This is a genomic window from Micromonospora sp. CA-111912 (genome assembly GCF_050948415.1).
Taxonomy (GTDB): Bacteria; Actinomycetota; Actinomycetes; order Mycobacteriales; family Micromonosporaceae; genus Micromonospora.
The window spans coordinates 4,118,073-4,136,035 of sequence record NZ_CP192007.1 but is presented as its reverse complement, the minus strand read 5'-3'; the positions used below and the strand labels follow the sequence as shown (position 1 = coordinate 4,136,035).

Sequence of the window (17,963 nt, the reverse complement as noted above, 5' to 3'; positions counted from 1 at the left end):
CCGGGGGAAGGAACCCTGATGACGATCTCCACCGCGCCGGTGTCGGAGCCGGTGGCCGCCGACACCCCGCCCGCGCCGGCCCGCCGCCCGCCACGACCCGGGCGGGCCCGGGAGTGGTGGCTGGCCGTCGCGCTGGTGCTGCCCGCCCTCGTGCTGGCCGTGCTGTTCAAGCTGGTGCCCCTCGTGCGGGGCGTGCTCACCAGCTTCGAGTCGTCCAGCGGGTTCGGCGGCAGCGAGTTCGCCGGGGCGGACAACTACACCCGGATGTTCGACGACTCGATGGTCCTCACCAGCTTCCGCAACGCCCTGCTGGTGGTGGCCACCCTGCCGGTGTGGATCGTGCTCCCGCTGGTGCTGGCGTTACTGATTCACCAGCGCTCGCCGGGCTGGAAGTTCTTCCGGGCCGTCTACTTCGTGCCGTACACCATCGCGCCCATCGTCGTCGGCATCATGTTCCGGCAGATCCTCTCCCCCGACGGGCCGCTGAACGCCCTGCTGCGCGGCGTCGGCCTGGAACCGCTGGCGATCGAGTGGCTCAACGGCCGGTACAGCGCGCTGTTCTCGCTGGTGGCGGTCGCCCTGTGGAGCTTCTTCGGGCTCGGCGTGATGACCTACCTGGCCGGCCTGTCCACCATCCCCGACGAGATGCTGGAGGCGGCGTACCTCGACGGCGCCGGGTTCTTCCGGCGGCTGTGGTCGGTGGTCGTGCCGATGCTGCGCCCGACCGTGGCGTACTGGAGCGTGGTCTGCGCCTCCGGCGTGCTGATCTGGCTGTTCCCGCTGATCTACGCGCTGACCCAGGGCGGGCCGGGCGACGCCACCATGCTCCCCGAGTACCTGGTCTTCCTCACCACCTTCCAGTTCCTTGACCGCGGCTACGGCTCGGCCATCGGCATCGCCCTGTTCGTCTTCGTCGCCGTGCTGTCGATCTTCAGCGTGCGGCACATGTTCACAGAGGGGACCCGCAAGCCGCGATGAACCCGCGCCACTCCGCCCGGATCGGGCGCTACCTGTTGACCTTCGCGCTGGTCGTCGTCGCGGTCGCGGCGATCTACCCGCTGCTGTTCACCGTGGTCAGCTCCCTGAAGACGCAGTCCGGCTTCGCCCACGACCCGCTGGGCCTGCCGGCCGGGATCACCCTGGACAACTACCTCGAGGCGTTCCGCCGGATGAACATGCCCCGGCTGCTGCTCAACTCGCTGATCACCACGCTCGGCGGGCTGGTGCTGTCGGTGCTCGCCGCGCTGTTCGTCGCGTACGCGGTGACGAAGATGCGCTTCCGGGGCGGGAAGATCGTCTTCCTGCTGATCATCGTCACGCTGACGATCCCCAGCCAGGCGATCATCTACCCGCTCTACCAGACGGTGCTGGACCTGGGCATGTCCGGCCAGTACCAGGGCCTGATCCTGGCGTACGCCGCGTTCGGGCTGCCGCTGGGCACGTACCAGCTCGCCGGGTACTTCCAGCAGGTGCCCGACGAACTGATCGAGGCGGCCCGGGTCGACGGCGCGGGACACCTGACCATCCTGTTCCGGTTGCTCGCCCCGATCGCCACCCCGGCCCTGGCGGCGCTGGCCATCTTCAACTTCGTCTGGATGTGGAACGACCTGCTGCTGCCCCTGGTCATCATGGGCGGCTCGGACAGCAAGACCTTGATGGTCGGCGTCTCCATGCTCAGCGGCCAGTACGACGTGTCGGTGCCGCTGGTCAGCGCCGGGCTGATCGTCGCCCTGCTGCCGGTGCTGATCATCTACCTGGTCTTCCAGCGGCAGCTCGTCTCCGGCGCGCTCGCCGGCTCCGGCAAGTGACGGTCCCAGCGAAGTCGGCCCGGCGGGGCGCGCGGTGAGCGCGACCGCCGGGCCGGGGGAGCAGGTCTGCCACCTGTACCGGCTGCGCCCCGGCGCGGAGGCCGAGTACGAGCGCCGCCACGCCGAGATATGGCCGGAGCTGTCCGCGTTGCTGGACGAGGCGGGCATCTACGACTACGCCATCTATCGGCGCGACCTGCTGCTGATCTGCGTGCTGCGCACCCGGTGGGGCTTCGCCCGCGCGGGCGCGGTCACCGGCGCCTCGGACGTGCAGGCCCGCTGGACGGCGTCGCTGGCCCACCTGTTCGCCGAGATCGCCGACGCCGACGGCGAGCCGCTGTGGGCGCACCCGGTCTTCCACCACCCCGGCCGCCCGCCGACCCGCTGAACTGTCGCGCCGCTACCTGCCGCGGGCATGGTCAGCGAGCGTAGCCTCCCTAATGTCCAGGATGCGAACGACCATTAGGGGAAGCATGCTCGTCATCGCGCATCTCAGCGACACGCACCTCGACAGCCATCCTCGGTCAGCCGAACGGACCGCCCGGGTGATGGACCACCTGCACGCCCTGCCCCGCCCGGTCGACGCGATCCTGATCAGCGGGGACATCGCCGACCACGGCGAGGTGGCCGAGTATCGGACCGCCGCGAAGCTCTTCGCGTCCCCACTGCCTGTGATGGTCTGCCCCGGTAACCACGATGTCCGTGACGCGTACCGCAAGGGCCTGCTCGGTGACGAGGTCGGCGGCAACGGCCCGATCAACACCCGGCACGACGTCGCCGGCGCGGTCTTCCTGCTCGCCGACTCGTCGATCCCGGGCCAGGACGACGGCCACCTCGACGCGGAGACCATGGACTGGCTCGCCAGCCAACTCGGCTCGGTGCCGGCCCGGACGCCGGTCTTCGTCTCCTTCCACCACCCGCCGGTCGAACTGCACCACCCCGTCATCGACCCGACCCGGCTGCTTCCCACCGAGCCGCTGGCCGAGCTGCTGGCCGCCCATCCGCAGGTCGTCGCGGTGCTGACCGGGCACTTCCACACCGCCGCCGCGAGCACCTTCGCCGGTCGGCCACTGCGGATCGCGCCCGGCGTCGTCTCCACGCTCCGGCTGCCCTGGGAGGGCGACGGGCCGCTGGTCGACCTGCGACAGCCGCCCGGGGTGGCGTTCCACCTCTACGACGAAGCGGGGCTGCTGACCACCCACTACCGGGTGGTGGTCTGAGGATGCGGGGGATCTCCGTACCCGGCTTCCTGCTCGCCCTCGCGCCGATCACCAGACGCCGGGGGACCAGCCTGACCCCGGTCGTATCGCGGGTCGCCGCAGGCGGCGGCGGGTAGAAGGTGCCCTTCCTTACACCGCGTACGCGACCGAACCGTCGGCGCGCAGCGGGATGCGGGTCAGCGGCCGGCCGGTGAGGTCCAGCGGTCGTTCGTCGGTCAGGTCGAGCGTCACGCCCAGCCCCGGGTCCTGCGGCACCGGCAGGAATCCGCCCTCGCGGCGGACGCAGGCCCGGGCCGGCCCGTCGGCGAGCCGGTCGTCGATCGGGGAGTACTCCTGGGTGACGAAGTTCGGGATGACAGTGTCGAGCTGCACCGAGGCCATGGTCAGCAGCGGGCCGAGGCAGTTGTGGGTGACCACGGCCGCGTGGTACGCCTCGGCGAGCGCGGCGATCTTCCGGCCGTGGCTGAGCCCGCCGGCGAGCCCGACGTCGGGCCGGACGTACTGGGCGCCGCCCTGGGCGAGCAGCTCCTTGAACTCCCAGATGGTGTGCAGCCGTTCCCCGTTGGCCATCGGCACGCCGAGCGCCCGGCGGGCCACCTCGGCCTGACTGCTCACGCTGTCGATCTGGATCGGGTCCTCCACCAGCAGCGGGTGGTGCCGGGCCAGCGCCGGCACCACGGCCGTGGCCTGCAACGGGGTGAGCTTGCGGTGCAGCTCGACGAGCAGGTCGACGTCCGGGCCGACGGTGTCGCGCACCGCCGCCGTGGTGGCCTCGGTCTCGGCGACGAGGCGGGCCAGCGACACGTCGCCGTAGTCGGCCGGCAGCGGGTCGAACTTCACGGCGGTGAAGCCGTCGGCGACGGCTGCGGCGGCCTGGGCCGCGAGGGCCTCCGCCCCGGTGCCGCCCAGCAGCAGGTGCAGCCGGATCCGGTCGCGGACCCGGCCGCCGAGCAGCTGCCACACCGGCACGCCGAGCCGCTTGCCCAGCAGGTCCCACAGGGCCAGGTCGACGGCCGAGACGGCGGCGGTGAGCACCGAGCCGCGGAACGGCCCCATCCGGTAGAGGTGGTGCCAGTGGTGCTCGATCCGGTTGGGGTCCGCCCCGAGCAGGTACGGCCGGAACGTCTCCACCACGGCGTGCACCGCCGTCGGGTATCCCCAGCAGGCGGACTGGCCGACCCCGGTCAGCCCGTCCGACGTGCGCAGCTGGACGAAGTGCGCGTCGCCGCGCACCACGGACTCCACCTCGGCGATCTCCATGCCCGCTCCCCAAATTAGAGACCAATAACGGCCACAAACTTGCTTGTGCACTCTTCCATAGCCTTGGACTGCTGGTCTAGGCTCCTCAACCAACGAGCCGGAATAAGGCTCAATTATCTCAGGGGGTGTGATGGGCCTGCCCGACGACTATCGGCTGATGGCCCGGATCCGCCGGTTCGAGGAGCGGCTGGCCGCCCTCAAGGACGCCGGCGAGATCCCGGGCTCGATCCACCTGTGCAACGGCCAGGAAGCCGTCCCGGTCGGCGCCTGCCGGGCGCTGCGCGACGGGGACCACGTCACCGCGACCTACCGGGGACACGGCTGGGCGATCGCCCGGGGCGTCGACCTCACCGGCCTGTTCGCCGAGATGATGGGCCGCGACTCCGCGCTCTGCGGCGGGCGGGCCGCGTCGCCGTACCTGTCGGACCCGGGGCGCTGGTTCGTCGGCGAGAACTCCATCGTGGGCGCCGGGGTGCCGATCGCGACCGGCGCGGCGCTCAGCGCCCAGCGCACCGGCAGCGGGGCCGTGTCGGTGGTCAGCATCGGCGACGGCGCGATGAACCAGGGCAACGTGCACGAGGCGCTCAACCTCGCCGCCGTGCTCGACCTGCCACTGGTGCTGGTGGTGGAGAACAACGTCTACTCCGAGATGTCCCGGATCGAGGACATGGTGCGGGTCCGGCAGCTCGCCGAGCGGGCCGCCGGCTACGGCCTGCCCGGCCGGGTGGTCGACGGCAACGACCCCGACGCCGTCGCCGAGGCGATGGCCGAGGCCGTGGACCGGGCCCGGGAGGGCTCCGGACCGTCCATCGTGGAGGCCATGACCGAGCGCCTGGTCGGCCACTACAGCGGCGACGTGCAGCACTACCGCCCGGCCGGCGAGATCGCCGCCGCCCGGGAACGCGAGCCGCTGGCCCGCATCCGCCGGGCCGCCGACGCCGACCTGGCCGCCCGGCTCGACGCCATCGACGCCGAGGTGGCCGACGAGATCGAGGCCGCCGTCACCGCCGCCCGCGCCGTGCCCACCCCGGACCCGGCGACCGCCAAGGAGCACGTCTATGTCTGAGTCGATGCGCTACATCCAGGCCGTCAACGCGGCGCTTACCTGGGCCCTGGACAGCCGGACCGACACCATCTACTTCGGCGAGGACGTCGCGCTGCCCGGCGGGCCGTTCGGCGCCACCAAGGGGCTGCACAAGCGGTTCGGCTCCGACCGGATCTTCGACACCCCGATCTCCGAGACCGGCTTCCTCGGCATGGCCCTCGGCGCGGCCATGACCGGCCTGCGGCCGATCGCCGAGATCATGTACGCCGACTTCTCGTTCGTGGCGATGGACCAGATCGTCAACCAGATCGCCAACATCCACTACTCCAGCGCGGGCCGGTGGAAGGCCCCGCTGGTGATCCGGATGCAGCAGGGCTACTCGCCCGGGGCGTGCGCCCAGCACTCGCACTCGACGGAGGCGTACTTCGCGCACACCCCCGGCCTGCGGGTGGCGCTGCCGGCCACGCCGGACGACGCGTACCAGATGCTGCGCACCGCGGTCGTCAGCGACGACCCGGTGGTGGTCGCCGAGGCCCGGATGCTCTACCCGACCCGGGGCCCGGTGCGCACCGACGCCCCCGTCGAGGAAATCGGCGGGGCCCGGGTGGTCCGGCCCGGCGCCGACGTCACCGTCGTCGCCTGGTCCCGGATGGTGTCGGCGGCCCTGGACGCCGCCGCGACCCTCGCCGAGGAGGGCGTCGACGTCGAGGTGATCGACCTGCGCTGGCTCAACCCGCTGGACTTCGACACGGTCGCCGCGTCGGTGGCCCGCACCGGCCGGCTGGTCGTCGCCCATGAGGCCAACCTGACCGGCGGCTTCGGCGCGGAGATCGCCGCCCGGGCCGCCGCTGAGTGCTTCGCCGACCTGCGGGCCCCGGTCGCCCGGGTGGCCGCCCCGGACGTGCCGATGCCCGCCGCGCCCGCCCTCCAGGCGGCCGTGGTGCCCGAGGCGGCGACCGTGGCCGACGCGGTGCGCCGCACGGTCCGCGCATGAGCGGCGGCGTCCCGGCGGCCGGCCCGGGCGGCGGTGGCACCCCGCCGCCCGGACCGGGCGTGGGCCGCGGAACCGCGTCGGTCGGACCGGGCCTGGACGGCGGAACCACGTCGGTCGGCCCGTCGGTCGGCCTGCTGGCCGGGCGGCGGGTGGTCGTCGTCGGCGGGGCGTCCGGCATCGGCCGGGCCACCGTGCTGGCCGCCGCCGGGGCCGGCGCGGCCGTCGCCGTGCTGGACGCCGACGCCACCGGCGCGGCCGAGGCCGCCGCCGAGGCCCGGTCCGCCGGGGCGAGCACCTGCGCCCGGGGCGTCGACGTCACCGTCGAGGCCGAGGTCGCCGGGGCGCTCGACGCCGTCGCCGCCGAATTGGGCGGCGTCGACGCCGTGCTGCACGTCGCCGGGATCATGGGCGGCCAGGGCCTGGACGTGCGGGACGTGCCGGTCGAGCTGTGGGCGCGGGTCATCGCCGTCAACCTCACCGGCCCGTTCCTGGTCGCCAAGCACGCCGCCCGGCACCTGAGCCCCGGCGACGGGGTGCTCGTGCTGGTCGGATCGAAGGCGGGCATCCAGACCGGCTCCGGCTCGGTACCCTACGGCGCGAGTAAGGGAGGGTTGCACGGCCTGGCGATCACGCTGGCCCGACAGCTCGGTCCACAGGGGATCCGCGTGCACGCGCTCTGCCCGGGAGACATCGACACACCGCTGATGCGGCGGTCGCTGGACGAGGCGCGGGTCAACGGCACCGACGGCGGGCGGGTCGCCGCGATCGAGGCCGCGCTAGGCCGCCCCGAGGACGTCGCCTCGGTGCTGGTGCTGCTGGCGTCGCCGGTCAGCGCCGGCCTGGTCGGCACGGTCTGCACGGGCTGAGCACCCATCCTCTAGGCCAGCGGGACACCACGTGGAGGCAGCATCGTGATCGGGATCATCGGCCCGGAGGACTCGATCCGGCTCGTGCAGGAGGTGGCGGTCGGGGAAGGCCGCGCGGAAGCGGTGACCACACGCGTGTACACCCGCCCCGAGCAGGCCCCCGAGCTGGCCCGCGAGCTGGACGAGGTGTGCCAGGTGCTGCTGTTCACCGGGCGCATCCCGTACGCGTTCGCCAACGCGTCCGGGGAGCTGCGGGCGGAGATCGACTACGTCCCGCACGCCGGCATCGACCTGTACCGGACGCTGTCGCGGATGCTGCTGGCCACCGGCGGGAAGCTGCCCCGGGTCAGCGTGGACACCATAGAGGCGGAGACCGTCCGCGAGACGTACCACGACATCGAGGTCGCCCCGCCCACGGAGATCCTGCCGATCGCCGACTCCTCCGGGCTGCTCTTCACCGGCCTCGACGAGATCACCGCGTACCACCGGGAGCGGTACGCCTCCGGCGCGGTCGAGGCGTGCCTGACCTGCCTCGGCGCGGTGCACCGGGACCTCGTCGACAGCGGGGTCCCGGTGTGGCGCGTCGAGCACACCCGCGCGTCGGTGCGCGACGCGCTGCGCCGGGCCTGGCTCGCCGCCGAGATCCGCCAGTCCCGGGCCACCCAGATCGCCGTGATGATGGTCGACCTGGGTGTGCCGACGACCCGGGCGCAGGACCCGTACCAGGCGGAACGGCAACGGCTGCGGGTACGCGAGGCGCTGCTGGAGCACGCCGAGCGGATGCGCGGCCGGCTGGCCACCATCGACGACCGGACGTTGCTGATCACCACTACCCGGGGCACCGTGGAGAGCGCCATCGCCCGGCACCGGGACGGGCACGCCTCCCTGCTCGCCCTGCGCGGGGTCGACGTCGAGCACGCCGTCGGCTTCGGCGCAGGCACCACCATCGCCGCCGCCGAGGACAACGCCCGCAAGGCCCTCGCGCTGGGCCGGCACAGCGGCGACACGCACGTGGTGTTCCCCGACGGGGAGGTCTACTCCAGCCGGGAGACCGCCGTGCGGCCCCGGCTGCGGGAGACCGGCCCGGGCGTGCTGCGGGTCTCCGAGCAGCTCGGGATCGGGCCGCTGTCCACCCGGCGGCTGCTGGAGGCCCTGCACCAGATGGACCCCGACGAGGTCACCGCCCGGGGGCTGGCCGACGCGTACGGGGTGGAGGCGCGCTCGGCCCGCCGGCTGCTCAAGGCGCTGCGCGCGGCCGGCTTCGCCGAGGAGGTCGGGGTGCACGTCAGCACCGGAGCGGGCCGCCCGCAGACCGTCTACCGGGTCGCCATGCGGCGACTGCTCGGCGCGATCGGGGCCGAGGCGTGAAGGCCGGGATCGCGTGAAGTTCGAACCGACCTACCTGGTCACCGCCACGTTCGCCGCCGACGCCGTCGTCCGGCGCGAACCCCACCGGGCCGCGCACCTGGCGCACGTGCGCGCCCTGCTCGCCGACGGCACCGCCCTGATCGCCGGGGCGCGCGCCGACCTGAGCGCCTCCGTGCTGGTGCTGCGGGCCGCCGACGCGCCCGCCGCCCGCACCCTCGCCGAACAGGACCCCTACTGGCGGCACGGCGTGTGGACCGCGATCGACGTGGTCGACTACCTCGCCGCGACCGCCCACACCATCGGGAGGACATGATGTCGTCGTACCGCCAGGTTTCCGGCGTGCGGGTGCTCGGGGCCGAGCATGCGCCTTTCGCCGCCGGGCTGCTGCGCGAGGCTCTGGGCGAGGGCGGGCCGGACGCCGTGCCGGTCCGCCTCGCCGTCGACCCGGCGCTGCCCGAGGGCGGCCACCGGATCGACGTGCCCGAGCGGGGCGAGATCCGGCTCACCGGCGACCCGTTCGCCGGCCTGGTGTACGCCGCGCGTGCCCTGGTCGCGTCGGCCACCCCGGCCGGCCTGCCCGTCGGCGCGTCCGCCGCCGCCCCCGGGTTGCCGCTGCGCACCCTGTGGACCTGGGACCACTCCACCAACTGGGACACCCGGCAGCTCGGCCAGCAGGAGATCGGCGCGCTCAACCCGTACGCGAAGTCCGCCGACGCGTTCGGCGCGGACTACCGCCGGCTGGTCGACTTCTGCAGCCGCGAACGGATCGGCGGGATCGTCGTGTACGGGCTGCTGCGCGACGCCCACGGCGGCGTCGAGGCGGCCCGCGAGCTGTGCGAGTACGCCAACGCCCGGGGCGTGCGGATCATCGCCGGGGTCGGGATCAACGCCTACGGCGGCATCTACTTCGACGGCCGGCACCGGTACAACCTGGCCACCTGGCTGCGCCGGCGCCCCGACCTCGCCGCCGAGCTGCCGAAGAAGGTCGGTTTCGACATCGACGAGTTCGGCGACCTGCACTTCCCGGCCAGCGAGTACATGATGGCCGCCTGCCCGTCCCAGCCGGACAACCTGGCCTGGCACCGCGACGCCATCGACTGGCTGCTGGACACCCTGCCCGTCGGCGGGATCAACTTCGAGACCGGCGACTACGGAAGCTGCGCCTGCGCCCGGTGCGCCGCCCGCGCCGGCGGCGAGCGCACCTCCTGGTCGTACGAGGCGATGCGGTCGGTCTACCCGACCCTGCTGGAGACCGCCCGCCGCACCGGCCCGGCCGGGGTGCCGCTGCGCCACCTCGTCGAGGTGTACTGGGACAACATCTTCGACCTGGACGCCCAGAAGCCACTGGCCGACCTGCCCGACGACGTGGCGTACCAGTACTGCGTCAACCGCGGGTTCTGGTACGACCAGCGGGACCGGCTGACCGCCGAGCACGTCGACCGCCTGCCACACACGACCAGCGTGCTGCGCACCCACGCCGGGTCGCAGTGGAACCGGCAGCGGCACTCCTGGGTTCCCGAGATGTACGCCGACATGGCCACCCGCTCCGGGGCCGCCGGGATGCGGGGGCTGACCATCTTCGCCGAGCCGTCCGCGTACCACCCGACCAACGAGATCAGCTACCTGGCGTACGCCCGGTTCTCCTGGGATCCGGAGCTGGCCTGGGCGGACTTCTGGCGCGACGAGGTGGCCCCCCGGTTCGGCGGCTCGGCCGAGGCCGAGGCGTTCCGCGACGGCGCGGCCCTGCTCGACGACCCGTCGGCCACCGGCGCGGCCCTCACCGCCGTGCGCGGCGACGCCCTCGCCATGGTCGCCGCCACCGCCGGGGAGACGCAGCGCCGCTGGCTGTGGCTGGCCGAGCGGGCCGCCAGGTACGCCCACTGCGCCGGCTGACCCGGGACGGCCACGGGGTGTGACGGTTGCCGCGCGGGACCATGACAGTCCTGTGAAGAATCCGCCGGTCGGGCCGTCGGCGGTTTGGCCGGGCGGTCTCCGGGGGCACCGTGGAGGACGCAGGCGACAACCCTTCTGAAAGGAACGGCCCACCGTGGAAGTAACCGGGTTCTTCACCGCCATCATCATCGGTCTGATCGTCGGCGCGCTGGGCCGGCTGGTCGTACCGGGCAAGCAGACCATTCCGATCTGGCTCACCCTGCTGATCGGTGTGGTCGCCGCGATCCTCGGCACCCTCGTGGCCGGCGCGTTCGGCGTGGACGACACCGCCGGCATCGACTGGATCGAGCTGCTGATCCAGGTCATCTTCGCCGCGGTCGGAGTGTCGCTCGCCGCCGGCGCCTACGGTCGTCGCCGACACTGACCCGCCGCGCCCGACGGCCGCTCCGCCGCCGGCACTGATCCGCCCCGCCGTCGGGACCGATCCTTGTCCGCGCCGCTCCGCCGCCGTCGGCGCTCGCCCCGCCGGCCGCCGGCCCGCCCGAACCAAGGGTGGGCCGGCGGCCGGCGTCAGGGCGTGGCCGGGGTGTCCGCCCGGGCGGCCGGGCCCCCGCCGGTACGCCGGGTCGGCCGGCGCGCGGCGTCGGGCCCACCGGCAGCCGCCCACGCCGTGGTGAGCAGCAGCAGCGCCGTGATGTAGGTGCTCATCACGAGCAGGCCGTGGCCGGGCAGGGTGGTGCCGGCCGCGTCCAGGCCGATCAGCAGGTCGGAGACGAGGAAGAACGCCCCGCCGACCGCCGCGCGGGCCGACACGCCGGCCGCCGCGGCGGCCATCAGGCACAGGGCGAGGCTGTAGCCGAGCACGGGCAGCCGCAGTTCCCCGAGCGGGCCCCACAGCACGACGTTGGCCAGCGCCCACAGCACGAGGTAGCCGACCACCACCGGCACCGGCGGCCGTCGGTGCCGGATGAACGTCACGATGAAGCTGACCTGGGCGCCGAGGAAGAACCCCATCCCGACCAGGAACGCGGGCTCGCCGGGCAGCAGCAGCGCCACGTCGCCGGCGGTGGCGAAGATCAGCCCCAACGCGAACCCGTCGAAGCGTCGGCCGGAGCGCAGCAGCCAGAGCAGCAGCAGCGGGGCGAGCAGCGGCTTGGCCAGCCACTGGAGCACGGTGCTGTCCGTGGCGACGCCGACGAGTTCGACGGCGGCGGCCACGCCGAAGGGAATGAGGCGCCTCATCGGGCGGGCTGCCAGCCGGGACGGCCGAACACGTGGCCGAGCCGGTGCCGCCAGGACCCGGCGGCCCGCACGTCGGCCCAGATCGCCCCGTACTCGTGGGTGGCCACCCGCAGCGGGTGGTAGGTGCCGATGTTCTTGGTCAGCCCGTACCGGGCGGGGGCGCGCTCCGGCTCGAAGGTGCCGAACAGCCGGTCCCAGACGATGAGGATCCCGCCGTAGTTGCGGTCCAGGTATTCGGCGTTGACGCCGTGGTGGACCCGGTGGTGCGACGGCGTGTTGAAGAGCCACTCGATCGGCCGGGGCAGCACCCGGACCCGCTCGGTGTGCAGGAAGAACTGGTACAACAGGCTCACCGACTGCTGGAGGAAGATCATCCACGGCGGGACGCCGAGCAGGGCCAGGGCCAGCCAGAACGGCAGCGAGGTCATCGGCGTCCAGCTCTGCCGCAGTGCGGTGGACAGGTTGTAGAACGTGCTGGAGTGGTGCACGACGTGACCGGCCCAGAACAGCCGTACCTCGTGGTGGGTGCGGTGGAACCAGTAGTAGGCCAGGTCGTCGGCGAAGAACAGCAGCACCCAGGTCCAGACGCTGGTGGGGGAGAGCTGGACCGGCGCGACCGTCCACACCGCGGCGTAGAGGCCGACGGTGAGCAGCTTCCAGGGGAAGCCGATCACCTGGCTGCCGGCGCCCATGGTGAGGCTGGTGGTGGTGTCGCGCAGCTCGTAGCCGCGTTCGTCGTCGTCGGGGGCGAACCGGTAGGACAGCGCCTCCACGACGATGAGCAGCAGGAACGCGGGTACGGCGTAGAGCACGGCGGGGATCATGCTCGGCATTCCCTTCCGGGTGGGGTGGTGGGGGTGGCGAGGGCGGCGGTGAGCAGGGACCGGGCCTGCTCGGCGGCGGCGTCGCCCCGGCCGGCGGCGATGGCCTCGGCGAGCCGGTGGTGCCCGGCCACGTCGAGCAGTTCGGCGGCGTGCCGCTCGGGCGGCACCTCGCCGACGGCGAGCGCGCCGGCCACGAGGCTGTTGAAGCTCAGCAGGTACGCCGTGTTGCCCGAGCCGCGCACCACATGCCGCCACAGGGCGATGTTGGCCTCGGCCATCCGGGGCAGGTCGGGGGCGAGCCCGGCGTACTCCTGCGCGGCGCGGGCGACGGTTTCGCGCGTCGCCGCGTCGGCCCGTTCGGCGCAGAGCCGGGCCGCGTCGACGCCGATGCAGGCCCGCATCTCCAGCATGTCCCGCACCAGCGTGTCGACGGGCAGGACGTCGCCGGAGCGGACCAGGGACAGTGCGAGGTCGAGCCCCGCGTGCACCCGCCAGTCCAGTACCAGGGTCGCGCCGCCCTGGCTGACCCGGACCAGGCCGAGCTGTTGCAGCCGGCGCAGCGCCTCCCGGACGGCGTGCCGGTTCACCGCGAAGGTGGCGGCCAGCTCCCGCTCGCCGGGCAGCGCGTCGCCGGGCCGGTACGCGCCGCTGACCACCGCGTCGCGGAGCTGCCCGAAGACGTGATCGGACACGGACCCCCGGGGCACAGGCACAAACTCCATGCCGAGCAGTGTGTCCCCCACCACATCAACCCGTCAACTGGTTGGACCACCACCCGACCGCTTTTAGCGTCGATCAAGAGGTGTGCGTCAGGCTCCGGTCCTGACGCACACCTCCTGACCAACGTCAGCGGGCGGGAGCCGGGGTGGGCGGGGAGAGGGCCTCGTCCACTCGGGTCAGTACCGAGTCGTCTTCCCCGTCGACGCCGCGTAGCAGGTCGATGGCGGTGGCGCGGATCTGTCCGATGATCATCACCACCGGTAGCGGGGGGTTGGACCTGAGCAGCTGGGCGGCGGTTCGGACCGCCTCGAGTGCCGTCGCCTCCGCCTGCTCGGCGTGCCGGGCCGCCTCCTGCCGGCCGGCGAGGTCGGTGGCCAGCGCCGCTCCTGCGGCCCGTACCGCCTCGGCCAGCGCGCGGATCGCGGCACCCACCTCGGGCGGGGTGGCCTCGTGCAGCCGGGCCAGCGTGACCCCGGCGCGGGCCAGCACCCGGATGTTGCGGGCCGCGTAGTCGAGCTGCCGGACGGTGGCCTCGACGGTCCCGACCCGGCCCAGGTGCCGGCGGCGGCGCACGCCGAGCCGCAGCGACTCGCCACAGGCCTGCACCGCCGTCCGAAGCCGCTCCACGCAGCCGTCGACCTCGCGGGCCCGCTCCAGCGCCGCCCGGGCCGCCGCCTCGTCGCACCGCGCCAGCGCCTCGTCGACGCGGGTGAGCACCTCGGCGAGGTCGGCGAACGTCCGGCGCGCCTCGGCGACCAGCGGCGCGAGCGGGTTGCGGCCCACGGTGAGCTGACTGGCGGCGAGCGCCACCGCGCCGCCGACCAGCGCGTCGACGAAGCGGAACGGCACCAGGTCGCCCTTCGGCGCGGCCACCGCGACCAGGTACAGGGCGGAGATCGCCGCCTGGACGACGAGGGTTCTGCTCGCCCCGATCGTCACCATGAGACCGATGGTCAGCACCAGGACCGCCAGCAGCGTTCCGCTGCCCGGGCCGAGGGCCTGCACCACCAGCTCGGCGATCAGCACCCCCGCCGCGACGCCGAGGACGATCTCGACCGTCTGTCGGAGCCGCTGCCCGCGCGCTTCGCCGAGGACGACCAGGGCTGCGGTCGGGGCGAAGAACGGGTCCGGGTGGCCGATGAGCCGGGAGGCCACGAACCACGCCACCGTCGCTGCGAGGGCCGCCTCGACCACGTCCAGCCAGTTCCGCCGCAACCGGCCCACCGCCGCCCGCGCCCAGCCCCGCGCCCGGCCCACCGCCGCCCGCGCCCGGCCCCGCGCCCGGCCCACCGCCGCCCGCGCCCACTCCCGAGCCCGGTCCCACGGCCGGTTCGCCGCGGCTCGTACCCGATCCCGTGACCGGCCCGCCACGCCCCGTTCCCAGCTCCGCATCCCGCGCCTCCCGCCCGCCTGCCGCCACGGCGGACCGGGGCACGGATCGCCGTCACCCCGGCCAGCCAGTTCCGAGCAGCGCAGTACCCCGCAGGAGGGCGGGTGACGCTCGAAGTGGTCACCCGCACAGGCCGGACCGGCACTTCATGATCGTTTGACGAAAAGTGAGACGACACGCCAGCCGTAGTCTCCGAAATCAGCAGACGATCATGCGAGCGCATGGCGAACGGCGGTGAGGTGGTCGGCCCGGGCGGTCAGTTCGGCGGGGCCGTGGTGACTGGGCCAGATGTGCGCGTGGTAGCCGGTCGTCGGCGTGGGCCACCGGGCGGGGCCGGGACCGTCGGGGCGTCGCGACCGGTTCCCCGCCGGCCGTCGCCCCCGTCGGTGCGCTGCTCGTGGTAGTCCTGCTCGACGTTGACCGACCAGACGTCGTGGGTCATGCCGTGGGCGATGTTCTCCGCGGTGAGCATCGCGGTCAGCATGGAGTGATCCTGGTTGTTGTAGCGGTGCATCCCGTTGCGCCCCACCGGGTGCAGGTTCGGCGTCTCGCGGGCCAGCCAGCCCCGGATCACGTCGACGTTGTGCTGGTAGCGCTCGTCGTACACCGGGTACGCCTTGGGCATCCGGACGACGTGGCCCGCCTCGACGACGCCCGGCACGACCAGGCCGAGCTGCTCCAGCTCGGCGGTGGCCAGCCGGACCAGGTCCTCGTCGGACCGCCGCCACATCTCGTCGTCCTCGAAGACGAAGTACTCCAGGCCCAGGCAGGTCCGGCCGTCCTTGACCAGGTACGGCGACCAGGAGCCGAAGTTCTGAATCCGCCCCACCCGCACGGTCGGGTCGTGCACGTAGATCCAGTTGTCCGGGAACGAGAACTCCTCCGGCACCACCAGCGCCACCGTCAGGAAGTCCCGGTAGCGCAGGTCGGCGGCGCAGGCGAGCACCTCCGCCGGTGCCGGCGGGTCCAGCGCCGCCACCAGCTCGGAGATCGGCATCGAGGAGACGACGTGCGCGGCCTCCTCCCGTCGTTCGCCGTCCGGCCCTGCGACGGTTACGCCGGTCACCCGTCGAGCGTCCGGATCGCGGTGCACCGCCCGTACCCAGGTGCCGGTGCTGACCGTCGCGCCGCGGGCCCGGACCTGCTCGGTGCAGCGCTCCCACATCATCCCCGGCCCGAACTTCGGATACTGGAACTCCTCGATCAGGCTGGTCACGTCCTTGCGGTTGCGCCGGGGCAGCAGCGCGCCCCACACCGCGCGGGACAGCGAGAGGTTCTTGATCCGCTGCGCCGCCCAGTCGGCCTGCAACTGGTCCGCGGGCATTCCCCAGACCTTCTCCGTGTACGTCTTGAAGAAGATCGAGTACAGCCGCCAGCCGAAGCGCGCCGACACCCAGCCCTCGAAGTGCGACTGGTCCCTCGGCGGGCGCAGCCGGGCCACGCCGTACGACCCGACGCAGCGCACCGCCTCCCGCAGGCCGAGGTTGCCCAGCGCGTTACGCACGTTGAGCGGGTAGTCGTAGAGCGCGCCCCGGTAGAAGATCCGGCTCATCCGGGGGCGGAGCAGGAAGTCCTCGTCGGGCAGGATCTCGTGCCAGAACGCCTCGACCCGGGACACCTTCGTGAAGAACCGGTGCCCGCCGATGTCGAAGCGCCACCCGTCGCGTTCCACCGTGCGGCTGATGCCGCCGACCACGTCGTCGGCCTCGTACACCCGCACCGGCTCGCCGTGCCGGAGCAGCTCGTACGCCGCGGTCAGGCCGGCCGGGCCCGCGCCGATGACCACCGTGCCGGGTTCCGCGCCCATGCCCGTGCCGCCCCCCGTAGTTGCCGGATGAGGCAGCGCCCTTACCCGGTCCGCCGCCGAATTCACCTGCCCGCCGGGTGTGAGCCGGCCGGGAGCGGGGATCCCCGGCCGGTCGCGGACGAGCCGGGGGACCACCAGATGAGCGAGGGGCGCGCAGACGCCGAAGACCGGCCGGCCGGGGTACGGGGCTGGTCGGGCCGGGCCATGCGGGGGGCCGCCCGTTTCGCCGCCCGGGTCCCCGCGCCGTGGGGGTTCGTGCTGGCCGTCTTCGTCGGCTCCAAGCTCGTGCTGTCGCTGGTCGCCGTGACCGCGCTGACCGCCTGGGACGGGGTTCCCGGGGCACCCCCGGTGGACGAGGCGACGATGCGCGCCCAGCAGGACGCCGTGTCGCCGCACCGATGGCTCTCCCTCTGGTACGCCTGGGACTCCGTGCTCTACGACCACCTGGCCCGGCTGCCGCTCACCGGCGGGTGGAGCGAGTTCGGCTTCCCGCTGCTCTACCCGTTCCTGGCCCGGCCGGTCGCCGCGCTGCTGGGCGGGAACACCGCATGGGCGCTGCTGCTGGTCGCCAATGTCGCGTTCCTGTTCCAGCTCTACTACGCTCACCGGCTCGGCGAGCGGCTCTGCGGCGACGAGGCGGCGGCCCGGCGCTTCGTCCGGTACCTGCTGCTGCTGCCCGCCGCGTTCCTCTTCCAGGCGGCGCTGACCGAGTCGCTCTTCCTCTGCCTCGCCCTCGCCGCTTTCTGGTACGCCGAGCGGCGGCGGTGGCTGCTCGTCGGCGTCGTCGGCTTCTTCCTCGCGCTGAGCAGGTCGGTCGGCTTCCTCGTCGTCGTCCCGCTCGCCCTGGTCCTGCTGCGCCAGCACGCGTACCGGCTGGACCCGCGCACGCTCGGCCGGTACCTGCGGCTCGGCTGGCCGCTGCTGCTCCTGCCGGCCGGGTGGCTCGCCTTCATGGCGTTCGCCGGGTGGCAGACGGGGGACTGGTTCGCCTACCAACATGCCCAGGAGCGGGGCTGGGGGATCAGGGTGCAGAACCCGCTCTGGGTGGCGTACCACGGCCTGACCGGCGGCTCGGCCGCCGACGCCGCCCGGGTCTGGTTGGCCCTGGCCGTCGTGGCGGTGGCGGTCGCCGGGTTCCGCCGCGCCGAGCTGCCCTACCTGGTCTACACCCTGATCGTGGTGCTGGTGCCGCTGTCGATGGGGCCGCCGGTGTACAAGAGTCTGCTGCGCTACCTGCTGGCCGCGTTCCCGGTCGCCCTGGTCCTCGCCCGGTGGGCCCGCCGCGCCACCGTCGACAACTGGCTCACCGCCGCCCTGGCCCTGTTCCAGGGTGCCCTGTTCGTGGTCTGGCTGACCTACTGGACCCACTTCATCATCTGACGCTACCGCGAGGATGTGACGGACGCCCCCGTCCGGCAGAGGTTTAGCGTGCCCCGGGAAGGTGAACGTTCAGGGACAGCGATGACGAGAGGGGTCCCGCGTGTCCGGCACAACGCACCACCGGTCCAGTCACGACGCAACCGCAC

18 protein-coding genes are annotated in these 17,963 nt (G+C 73.3%); 12 read left to right on the top strand and 6 right to left on the bottom strand.

The window, feature by feature from the left end:
* Window positions 1–18: 18 nt before the first annotated feature.
* From ACQPZO_RS17145 to ACQPZO_RS17130, 4 genes are all read left to right on the top strand, one after another.
* Entirely contained in the window at window positions 19–978 is a 960-nt protein-coding gene (locus ACQPZO_RS17145) for a carbohydrate ABC transporter permease (protein ID WP_433342161.1), read from the top strand.
* Window positions 975–1,808, top strand: a complete 834-nt coding sequence (locus ACQPZO_RS17140; protein ID WP_350883285.1) for a carbohydrate ABC transporter permease — start codon at window positions 975–977, stop codon at window positions 1,806–1,808. The genes ACQPZO_RS17145 and ACQPZO_RS17140 overlap by 4 nt, the downstream gene beginning before the upstream one ends.
* A 34-nt stretch (window positions 1,809–1,842) precedes the next feature.
* Window positions 1,843–2,196 carry an L-rhamnose mutarotase gene (locus ACQPZO_RS17135; RefSeq protein ID WP_433342159.1) on the top strand — a complete coding sequence of 118 codons (354 nt, stop codon included), beginning with the start codon at window positions 1,843–1,845 and terminating at the stop codon, window positions 2,194–2,196.
* Between the two features lie 85 nt (window positions 2,197–2,281).
* Window positions 2,282–3,028, top strand: coding sequence for a metallophosphoesterase (locus ACQPZO_RS17130; RefSeq protein WP_433342157.1), 747 nt, complete (start codon window positions 2,282–2,284; stop codon window positions 3,026–3,028).
* Window positions 3,029–3,157: 129 nt separating this feature from the next.
* Here ACQPZO_RS17130 and ACQPZO_RS17125 read toward each other — a convergent pair whose 3' ends face one another.
* On the bottom strand, window positions 3,158–4,288 hold the full coding sequence (locus tag ACQPZO_RS17125) for a mandelate racemase/muconate lactonizing enzyme family protein (RefSeq protein ID WP_433342156.1): 1,131 nt from the start codon (window positions 4,286–4,288) through the stop codon (window positions 3,158–3,160).
* 130 nt (window positions 4,289–4,418) lie between these two features.
* On the opposite strand from ACQPZO_RS17125, the gene ACQPZO_RS17120 reads away from it, so the two are divergent.
* The 7 genes from ACQPZO_RS17120 to ACQPZO_RS17090 all read left to right on the top strand — a co-directional run bounded on the left by ACQPZO_RS17120 (window position 4,419) and on the right by ACQPZO_RS17090 (window position 10,878).
* Window positions 4,419–5,354 carry a thiamine pyrophosphate-dependent dehydrogenase E1 component subunit alpha gene (locus ACQPZO_RS17120; RefSeq protein WP_396672884.1) on the top strand — a complete coding sequence of 312 codons (936 nt, stop codon included), beginning with the start codon at window positions 4,419–4,421 and terminating at the stop codon, window positions 5,352–5,354.
* Entirely contained in the window at window positions 5,347–6,327 is a 981-nt protein-coding gene (locus tag ACQPZO_RS17115) for an alpha-ketoacid dehydrogenase subunit beta (RefSeq protein ID WP_433342154.1), read from the top strand. The genes ACQPZO_RS17120 and ACQPZO_RS17115 overlap by 8 nt, the downstream gene beginning before the upstream one ends.
* Window positions 6,324–7,193, top strand: a complete 870-nt coding sequence (locus ACQPZO_RS17110; RefSeq protein WP_433342152.1) for an SDR family NAD(P)-dependent oxidoreductase — start codon at window positions 6,324–6,326, stop codon at window positions 7,191–7,193. The genes ACQPZO_RS17115 and ACQPZO_RS17110 overlap by 4 nt, the downstream gene beginning before the upstream one ends.
* A gap of 45 nt (window positions 7,194–7,238) precedes the next feature.
* Complete coding sequence (locus ACQPZO_RS17105) at window positions 7,239–8,561, top strand: hypothetical protein (protein WP_433342151.1); 1,323 nt, start codon at window positions 7,239–7,241, stop codon at window positions 8,559–8,561.
* A gap of 13 nt (window positions 8,562–8,574) precedes the next feature.
* A complete protein-coding gene (locus tag ACQPZO_RS17100) occupies window positions 8,575–8,874 on the top strand; it encodes a YciI family protein (protein ID WP_433342149.1) in 300 nt (99 codons plus the stop codon).
* Window positions 8,871–10,454 carry a hypothetical protein gene (locus tag ACQPZO_RS17095; RefSeq protein WP_433342147.1) on the top strand — a complete coding sequence of 528 codons (1,584 nt, stop codon included), beginning with the start codon at window positions 8,871–8,873 and terminating at the stop codon, window positions 10,452–10,454. The genes ACQPZO_RS17100 and ACQPZO_RS17095 overlap by 4 nt, the downstream gene beginning before the upstream one ends.
* 154 nt (window positions 10,455–10,608) lie before the next feature.
* Window positions 10,609–10,878 (top strand): GlsB/YeaQ/YmgE family stress response membrane protein, encoded by a 270-nt coding sequence (locus ACQPZO_RS17090; RefSeq protein WP_433342145.1) that lies wholly within the window; start codon window positions 10,609–10,611, stop codon window positions 10,876–10,878.
* A gap of 146 nt (window positions 10,879–11,024) precedes the next feature.
* Here the strand turns inward: ACQPZO_RS17090 and ACQPZO_RS17085 are convergent, their stop codons facing one another.
* From ACQPZO_RS17085 to ACQPZO_RS17065, 5 genes are all read right to left on the bottom strand, one after another.
* Window positions 11,025–11,696 carry a lysoplasmalogenase family protein gene (locus ACQPZO_RS17085; protein ID WP_433342143.1) on the bottom strand — a complete coding sequence of 224 codons (672 nt, stop codon included), beginning with the start codon at window positions 11,694–11,696 and terminating at the stop codon, window positions 11,025–11,027.
* Window positions 11,693–12,529, bottom strand: coding sequence for a sterol desaturase family protein (locus ACQPZO_RS17080; protein WP_433342142.1), 837 nt, complete (start codon window positions 12,527–12,529; stop codon window positions 11,693–11,695). Before ACQPZO_RS17080 ends, ACQPZO_RS17085 begins: the two co-directional genes overlap by 4 nt.
* Window positions 12,517–13,242 (bottom strand): FadR/GntR family transcriptional regulator, encoded by a 726-nt coding sequence (locus tag ACQPZO_RS17075; RefSeq protein ID WP_433342141.1) that lies wholly within the window; start codon window positions 13,240–13,242, stop codon window positions 12,517–12,519. The genes ACQPZO_RS17080 and ACQPZO_RS17075 overlap by 13 nt, the downstream gene beginning before the upstream one ends.
* A 124-nt stretch (window positions 13,243–13,366) precedes the next feature.
* On the bottom strand, window positions 13,367–14,632 hold the full coding sequence (locus ACQPZO_RS17070; protein WP_433342139.1) for an FUSC family protein: 1,266 nt from the start codon (window positions 14,630–14,632) through the stop codon (window positions 13,367–13,369).
* Window positions 14,633–14,886: 254 nt separating this feature from the next.
* Window positions 14,887–16,437, bottom strand: a complete 1,551-nt coding sequence (locus ACQPZO_RS17065) for an NAD(P)/FAD-dependent oxidoreductase (RefSeq protein WP_433342137.1) — start codon at window positions 16,435–16,437, stop codon at window positions 14,887–14,889.
* Between the two features lie 138 nt (window positions 16,438–16,575).
* On the opposite strand from ACQPZO_RS17065, the gene ACQPZO_RS17060 reads away from it, so the two are divergent.
* Entirely contained in the window at window positions 16,576–17,817 is a 1,242-nt protein-coding gene (locus ACQPZO_RS17060) for a hypothetical protein (RefSeq protein WP_433342136.1), read from the top strand.
* The last annotated feature ends 146 nt before the right edge of the window (window positions 17,818–17,963 follow it).

Excerpts from the sequence above, each read along its gene's own strand:
- ACQPZO_RS17080 (WP_433342142.1), bottom strand. The coding sequence starts at position 12,529 with ATGCCGAGCATGATCCCCGCCGTGCTCTACGCCGTACCCGCGTTCCTG.
- ACQPZO_RS17125 (WP_433342156.1), bottom strand. The coding sequence starts at position 4,288 with ATGGAGATCGCCGAGGTGGAGTCCGTGGTGCGCGGCGACGCGCACTTC.
- ACQPZO_RS17115 (WP_433342154.1), top strand. The coding sequence starts at position 5,347 with ATGTCTGAGTCGATGCGCTACATCCAGGCCGTCAACGCGGCGCTTACC.
- ACQPZO_RS17060 (WP_433342136.1), top strand. The coding sequence starts at position 16,576 with ATGAGCGAGGGGCGCGCAGACGCCGAAGACCGGCCGGCCGGGGTACGG.
- ACQPZO_RS17110 (WP_433342152.1), top strand. The coding sequence starts at position 6,324 with ATGAGCGGCGGCGTCCCGGCGGCCGGCCCGGGCGGCGGTGGCACCCCG.
- ACQPZO_RS17095 (WP_433342147.1), top strand. The coding sequence starts at position 8,871 with ATGATGTCGTCGTACCGCCAGGTTTCCGGCGTGCGGGTGCTCGGGGCC.
- ACQPZO_RS17065 (WP_433342137.1), bottom strand. The coding sequence starts at position 16,437 with ATGGGCGCGGAACCCGGCACGGTGGTCATCGGCGCGGGCCCGGCCGGC.
- ACQPZO_RS17085 (WP_433342143.1), bottom strand. The coding sequence starts at position 11,696 with ATGAGGCGCCTCATTCCCTTCGGCGTGGCCGCCGCCGTCGAACTCGTC.
- ACQPZO_RS17145 (WP_433342161.1), top strand. The coding sequence starts at position 19 with ATGACGATCTCCACCGCGCCGGTGTCGGAGCCGGTGGCCGCCGACACC.
- ACQPZO_RS17140 (WP_350883285.1), top strand. The coding sequence starts at position 975 with ATGAACCCGCGCCACTCCGCCCGGATCGGGCGCTACCTGTTGACCTTC.
- ACQPZO_RS17120 (WP_396672884.1), top strand. The coding sequence starts at position 4,419 with ATGGGCCTGCCCGACGACTATCGGCTGATGGCCCGGATCCGCCGGTTC.
- ACQPZO_RS17130 (WP_433342157.1), top strand. The coding sequence starts at position 2,282 with ATGCTCGTCATCGCGCATCTCAGCGACACGCACCTCGACAGCCATCCT.
- ACQPZO_RS17075 (WP_433342141.1), bottom strand. The coding sequence starts at position 13,242 with ATGGAGTTTGTGCCTGTGCCCCGGGGGTCCGTGTCCGATCACGTCTTC.
- ACQPZO_RS17070 (WP_433342139.1), bottom strand. The coding sequence starts at position 14,632 with ATGCGGAGCTGGGAACGGGGCGTGGCGGGCCGGTCACGGGATCGGGTA.